Genomic DNA, 6,368 nt, shown 5'->3' with positions numbered 1-6,368 from the left:
GTGGTGTGTCATTCAGCAATGATGTCGACTGATACGACGCTTTCGCGAGCAAGCCCGCTCCCACAGGGAATCTGCGGCGGGCAGATAGATTGAAGGCGACTCTTGGTTAATTGTCGGAAAGAGCGGGCAGTCAGGCAGGCTTTCGGTAGAATCCCCCGCCGCGGTCGTCGCTCGGCGTCCGTCCTGACTGTTTTGCCTGAGGCTTGTGATGTCGCTGCACTTGATGACGCTGTTTACCGCCCATCCCGCGAAATTGATCAATCTGCTGGCATTGCTCCTGGCCTTCCCGGGTAGCTGGCTGCTGCACGCCACCCGCCGCCGCGAACAGCGCGCCATGGCCAGTCTTGAGGCGCAGCGTCAGAACGGTAGCGGTGAAGAGCCCACGCTGGATTGGGCTACCCTGCGCATGAACCGCTTTTTCTACCGCTTCGGTTTTGCCTGCATGGGACTGGCTTTGCTGGTGTCCTGGATCAGCACCCAGATCTGAATCCACACAGATCCTGTGGCGAGGGGGCTTGTCGACACGTCGCACCGCCCCGTTGGACTGCGCAGCAGTCCCATCTTGTGGGGCCGCTACGCAGCCCAACGGGGGCAAGCCCCCTCGCCACAGAGGATCGGGTAGCGGTTAAAGCGGTAGCCCTGCCTTGACCCGATACTGATTGCGCACCGGCGTCGCATATTGCAGCACCAGGTACGGACGATGTTCCTCTGGACAGGCATCCAGGCGTTGCTGCCATTGCTCTTGAGCCTTGGCCAGTTCGTCCGCCGCGAACATCTCGGCAGCTTTTGGCACCTGCAACTGCGGATCGGCGTCCTTCCACTGCGCATAAGCCAGGTAATGCACCGGGAACAGGCGGTAACCGCCCAGAATCTGCTTGTCCATCTCGACCGCCAATTGCTTGGTGTCCTCAAACAGCTCGGTGATCGGCGCGGCAAAGTTCACGTGCACCCGGCCCTTGTAGCCGGTGATGCCCTTGGCGATGCTCACGTCATCCTCGCCCGGCGCCTTGGTGTAGGTGCCGGTGGTGGCGCGGATGTACAGCTCGCGGGCCTTGGCCTGGTCGCACGGGTCGTATTCATAGCTGATCGACACCGGCGTCAGGTTCAAGGAGCGAATGACCTCGCCGAACGGTTCGTCCTTGCGGCTCATGTGGAACATCTTCAGGATCGCCGACTCGGTACGGTCGTCGCCGTCCTTGGCCCGGCCTTCGGCCTGGGCGATCCAGATCGACGCGCAATCGTTGCGGATCGAATGGTTGATGTACGCGGACAGCAACTGGTAGGCCGCCATTTTCTCGCGACGGCCGGTGATCGAACGGTGCACGATGAAACTCTTGTTCAGGCGCATCAGGTCGCTGACGAAAGGCTTCTGCAGCAGATTGTCGCCGATAGCGATACGCGGCGTCGGCAGGCCGGCGTGGTACACGGCGTAGTTGACGAAGGCCGGGTCCATGACGATATCGCGGTGGTTGGCGATGAACAGGTAGGCGCTGCCGGACTTGAACTGCTCGACACCGGTGTAGGTCACGCCATCGGTGGCGCGCTCGATGGTGTGGTCGACGTAATGCTCGACTTTGTCCTGCAGGGTGGCCACCGACGTGACGCCGGCGAACTCACGGCGCAGACGATGAGCTATAAGAGGTTTGAGCGCCCAGCCCAGGGCACCGGCAAAACGCGGAAAGCGAAAGTGGGTGAGGATATCTAGAAACGCCTTGTCGCCGAGCAGTCGTGCCAGCACTGCCGGGACTTCGCTGTCGTCATAAGGTCGGATGGCATCGAATTCGCCCATCATGCTCTCTTGTTGGAAACGGCTAGGGTAAGTAAAGGTTCTGATCGAAAACCGGCAGGGCACGGTCTGAAAAGTAGTCAGACACCAATAGCCCTGCAAATAGACCGGCGATTATACGCACAAGTCACTCGGGAGACCGCGATGCTGGAAAGCGCAGTTTATGAATGTCCGTATTGTGGTGAGGAAGTCGAAACCACCATCGACCTGTCCGCAGGCGATCAGACCTATATTGAAGACTGTCAGGTGTGTTGTCGGCCGATAACCTTCGTGTTGCAGGTTCATGGCGAGGAATGGCACCTGGAAGTGTTCAGCGAGAACGATTGAAGGCCTATATGCAGCGAATCTACGAACCGGAAAACCTGATGGAGGGCGAGTTGCTGCAAGGCATGCTCGCCAGCGAGGGAATCGAGGCGCATCTGGTGGGGCGCGACCTGGTCGGTGCCAGCGGCGAACTGCCGATTTTCGGGCTGCTGGGCCTGGCGGTGGAAAACGACCAGGCTGCCTACGCCCGCGAGCTGATCAGCGCGTACAATGCCGCGCTGCCGCTTGCGGGGGATGAACCCGAGAGCTTTCCGGGCACGCTGGTCTGTTAGGCTGGCCGTTCGTTTGATCAAGAGTCGTGCTGCGCCATGTGTGGACGTTATGCCCTGTTTCGCTGGAATCCCGCCTTTGCGGCCCTGCCTGGCTTCCCCGCCGATCAGCAGGCCCAGTGGAACATTTCCCCCAATGATTCGGTGTTGATCCTGCGTGCCGGCGAAGACGGCCAGCGCAATCTGGCGCGTGCGCGCTGGGGCCTGACGCCGCCGTGGCTGACCGATATGTCTCGCACCCCGGCACACGCCCGCGCCGAAACCGTGGCCGAACAGCCGATGTTCCGCGAAGCCCTGCGCCTGCGTCGTTGCCTGCTGCCGGCCAACGGTTTCTACGAATGGCGCGGCGGCACGCGCAAACGCCCGTACTGGCTGACGCCGGGGGAGGGTTCGTCGTTGTTTTTCGCGGCGATCTGGGAGGCGTATCCGGTGCAGGAGCAGGTGTGGCTGAGCACGGCGGTGATCACCCAGCCGGCGGCCAGTCAGCGGCGACCGTTGATTCTGGATGCGGCCGGGCAGGAAGCCTGGCTCAACCCCGAAACCCCATTGCACACCCTCCAAGCCCTCCTCGCCAGCGAACCCGCCGCATTGCGCGAGCGGGTCCTGGCGAACATGGTCAATGATCCGAAACTCAACGGCCCGGAGTGCCTGACGCCGGGCTGAAAGCATCGCGAGCCTGCTCGCGATGAGGTCCGCAGGACCTTGCTCGATGGTCAGACCTTGAACTGATTGATCAACCGCCGCTGCTGCTCGGCCAGTTTGGTCAGGTCGGCACTGGCTGCGCTGGATTCGTCCGCGCCGCCTGCCACTTCATTGGCCACCTGGCCGATGTTGATCACGTTGCGGTTGATGTCGTCCGCCACTGCGCTCTGCTCCTCGGCGGCGCTGGCGATTTGAGTGTTCATGTCGTTGATCACCGACACCGCCTGGGTGATGGTTTCCAGTGCTTCGGCCGCTTTCGCCGCGTGCTGCACGCTTTCGTCCGTGCGCTGCTGACTGTCCTCCATCACCCGCACCACGTCCCGCGTGCCTTGCTGCAACTGCTGGATCATGGTCTGGATCTCTTCGGTGGCACCCTGGGTCTTCTGCGCCAGGTTGCGCACTTCGTCGGCCACCACGGCAAAACCGCGACCCTGTTCACCGGCCCGCGCCGCCTCGATGGCCGCGTTCAGGGCCAGCAGGTTGGTCTGTTCGGCAATCCCGCGAATGGCGGTGAGGATCGCGTTGATATTCTCGCTGTCCTTGGCCAGGGTCTGCACCACGCCCACCGCGCGACCGATTTCCACCGCCAGGGCGCCAATCGAATTCGACGTGTCATGAACAATCTGCTTGCCCTGACTGGCCGCCTGATCGGCATGACTGGCGGCTTGTGCGGCCTGGGTCGCGTTGCGCGCCACATCCTGTGCGGTGGCGGTCATTTCCTGCACGGCGGTGGCGACCTGATCGATCTCGGCCATCTGCTTGTGCACGCCGGTATTGGTGCGGATGGCGATATCGGCGGTGTGCTCGGACGAATCGCTGACGCTCTGCACCGACGACACCACCTGGGTGATCATCGCCTGCAACTTGGCCAGGAAGGTGTTGAAGCCCTTGGCGATCGAGCCCAGTTCGTCGGCGCGGTCGCTGCTCAAACGGCGAGTCAGATCGCCTTCGCCTTGAGCGATGTCATCGAGCATGGCGACCATCTGCTTCAGCGGACGGGCAATGCCGTGGCCCACCAGCCAGATCACCAGCAGGCCGAGACCGGCAATCAGCAGACCGACCATGGCCATGCCGAAAGTGTCGGATTTGCGCTGGGTATTGAGGTCGGCCTGCAGCGATTGCAGATCGGCCATCACCGCGTTCAGCGGCAGTTGCAGCATCATGGTCCAGCGGGCGTCGGTCTGGCCGATGCCGAACGGCAGGTACAACTCGATCCGGCCCTGGGCCTTGTCGACGCTGTAGGTGACTTCGCCACGCTTGAGATTGGCCATGTTGGCAATCTGCTGGGCGTCGAGAATGTCGCTGACCTTCTCGCCGAACTTGCTCGGGTCCTTGGTGTAAGCAACGATCCGGCCATTGCCGCCGATCAGGGCCATTTGCCCGGCGCCGCCGTAGAGTTTCTGGTTGGCGGCCAGGAGCATTTCCTGGATGAAGTTCACCGACAGGTCGGCGCCGACGATGCCCTGGAAGGCGCCGTTGAGCATGATCGGTTCAATGAAGGAGGCGAGCATGACGATCTTGTCGCCGACCTTGTAGGGCGCCGGATCGATCACGCAGGACTTTTTGGTTTCCTTCGAGCACAGGTAGTACTCGCTGGCGCGCACGCCGGTGGACAGGGTTTTCTGGTCATCCACGTCCACCAGCTTGTCCTGGCCGAGGCTGCCGTCGGCGTTGCGGAACCACCAGGGCAGGAAACGACCGTCCTTGGCATCGATGCCGACCACGCTGGTGCCGATATAGGCGGCATCGTTGTGATCCAGCGCATCTTTTTCCCAGCCGATATAGGTGCCGAGGATTTTCGGGTTCTTCGCCACGTTTTCCTTGATCAGTCCGATCAATTGCTCGCGGCTCAGGCTCAGCGCCGGCTGGCCATCGGCGCCCTTGGTGCCGATCAGCGTGTTGACCCGCACCAGGCCACCGGCGATCAGCAGCGGTGCTTCGAGTTCACGCTGAATCTGGCTGACCTGGGTCTGCGCCAGGGAGGTCAGGCGCTGCTCGATGACCTGCTCGAATTGTGCCTGGGTCCGCTCCTGGACCATGTCCTGCGTCCGGGCGCCGGAAAACAGCGCGTAGACCACCAGTGCGGCCACCACACTGAGAACGATGGCGCCCGCCAGGGCTGCCACGGAAAACTGGATTGACTTGAATTTCATGGGTGCTCCGCACGCAAAAGGTCGTCTGCGGAGCAATATCGGCAGGGGGTTCTAAGGGCATGAGCGGGTCTGGTGCAAATTCCTGTATTTCGCGAGGCGGATGTCGCAAATGGATTGCAGCAGTTCGTAAACGACGTGGGTTTGCCGGGTTTGTGAATTTTTTACTGCGCTGACGAGAGCTTTGTCCGAAATTTGCGTCTTAGAGTTGTTGCAGGTTTCGTTGTATCTGGCGCCGATACATTTACACGCCTAGGATACGGACAGGTTTTCCAGGGAGTCCTTTGATGAACAAGACATTGGTGTTGTGTGGCCTGAGCGCAAGTCTGCTGCTCGGCGGATGCCAGTCGGTCAATACCACCAGCGCCGGCGCCGTGGGCGTGGAGCGCAAGCAATACATGTTCAGCATGTTGTCCGAGCAGGAGGTCAACCAGATGTACGCCCAGTCTTATCAAAAGACGGTGGGCGAGGCGACCAGTCAGGGCGTGCTGGACAAGACCAGCAGTGACGCCAAGCGCGTTCAGGTGATTGCCGACCGGCTGATTGCCCAGGCGCCGAAGTTCCGTCCGGATTCGGCCCAGTGGAAATGGGAAGTCAATCTGATCAAGAGTGACGAGCTCAATGCCAACTGCGGGCCTGGCGGCAAGATCATTTTCTACACGGGCTTGATCGACAAGCTGCAACTGACCGACGATGAAATCGCCGCGGTCATGGGCCATGAAATCGCCCACGCCCTGCGCGAGCACGGTCGTGAAGCGATGTCCAAGGCGTACGGTATCGAGATGGCCAAGCAGGGTGCCGGCGCACTGCTGGGTCTGGGTCAGGACAGCCTGGCGCTGGCGGACACGGTCGCCAACTACGGCATGACCTTGCCCAACAGTCGCGCCAACGAGAACGAGGCGGACCTGATCGGCCTGGAACTGGCCGCTCGCGCCGGCTACAACCCGAACGCCGCGATCACCCTGTGGAACAAGATGACCAAGGCTTCGGAAGGTTCGCCGCCGGAGTTCATGAGCACTCACCCGAACTCGTCGAGCCGGATCGCCTCGTTGCAGGCGGCGATTCCGAAGGTGATGCCGTTGTACGAGCAGGCCAAGAAGTCCTGACCGATCCCCACCTGGTGGGGCGGGCATTGCC

7 protein-coding genes and 1 pseudogene are annotated in these 6,368 nt (G+C 61.6%); 5 read left to right on the top strand and 3 right to left on the bottom strand.

Features of this window, described 5'->3' with window-relative positions:
- Positions 1–208 precede the first annotated feature (208 nt).
- Positions 209–487 carry a hypothetical protein gene (locus ACW9JE_RS14325; RefSeq protein WP_457433092.1) on the top strand — a complete coding sequence of 93 codons (279 nt, stop codon included), beginning with the start codon at positions 209–211 and terminating at the stop codon, positions 485–487.
- A 138-nt stretch (positions 488–625) separates the two neighbouring features.
- On the opposite strand, the gene ACW9JE_RS14320 is transcribed toward ACW9JE_RS14325, so the two are convergent.
- Positions 626–1,789, bottom strand: coding sequence for a 1-acyl-sn-glycerol-3-phosphate acyltransferase (locus tag ACW9JE_RS14320; RefSeq protein ID WP_224542196.1), 1,164 nt, complete (start codon positions 1,787–1,789; stop codon positions 626–628).
- Positions 1,790–1,930: 141 nt separating this feature from the next.
- Between ACW9JE_RS14320 and ACW9JE_RS14315 the strand changes: the two genes are divergently transcribed.
- Genes ACW9JE_RS14315 through ACW9JE_RS14305 form a run of 3 tightly spaced genes read left to right on the top strand, consistent with a single transcriptional unit; the run spans position 1,931 to position 3,042 of the window.
- Positions 1,931–2,113 (top strand): CPXCG motif-containing cysteine-rich protein, encoded by a 183-nt coding sequence (locus tag ACW9JE_RS14315; protein WP_175377757.1) that lies wholly within the window; start codon positions 1,931–1,933, stop codon positions 2,111–2,113.
- An 8-nt stretch (positions 2,114–2,121) separates the two neighbouring features.
- Positions 2,122–2,382 (top strand): putative signal transducing protein, encoded by a 261-nt coding sequence (locus ACW9JE_RS14310; RefSeq protein WP_175377758.1) that lies wholly within the window; start codon positions 2,122–2,124, stop codon positions 2,380–2,382.
- 36 nt (positions 2,383–2,418) lie between these two features.
- Positions 2,419–3,042, top strand: a complete 624-nt coding sequence (locus ACW9JE_RS14305) for an SOS response-associated peptidase (RefSeq protein ID WP_224542198.1) — start codon at positions 2,419–2,421, stop codon at positions 3,040–3,042.
- Between the two features lie 50 nt (positions 3,043–3,092).
- Here ACW9JE_RS14305 and ACW9JE_RS14300 read toward each other — a convergent pair whose 3' ends face one another.
- Both ACW9JE_RS14300 and ACW9JE_RS14295 read right to left on the bottom strand, forming a co-directional pair.
- Complete coding sequence (locus ACW9JE_RS14300; protein ID WP_411961541.1) at positions 3,093–3,836, bottom strand: methyl-accepting chemotaxis protein; 744 nt, start codon at positions 3,834–3,836, stop codon at positions 3,093–3,095.
- Positions 3,837–3,947: 111 nt separating this feature from the next.
- A pseudogene (locus ACW9JE_RS14295) lies at positions 3,948–4,145 on the bottom strand (HAMP domain-containing protein); the annotation flags it as partial.
- Between the two features lie 1,373 nt (positions 4,146–5,518).
- On the opposite strand from ACW9JE_RS14295, the gene ACW9JE_RS14290 reads away from it, so the two are divergent.
- Positions 5,519–6,337, top strand: a complete 819-nt coding sequence (locus ACW9JE_RS14290) for a M48 family metallopeptidase (RefSeq protein WP_224533563.1) — start codon at positions 5,519–5,521, stop codon at positions 6,335–6,337.
- Positions 6,338–6,368 lie beyond the last annotated feature (31 nt).

The organism is Pseudomonas sp. SDO55104_S430 (genome assembly GCF_054070595.1).
This window is presented reverse-complemented; position numbering and strand designations above follow the sequence as displayed.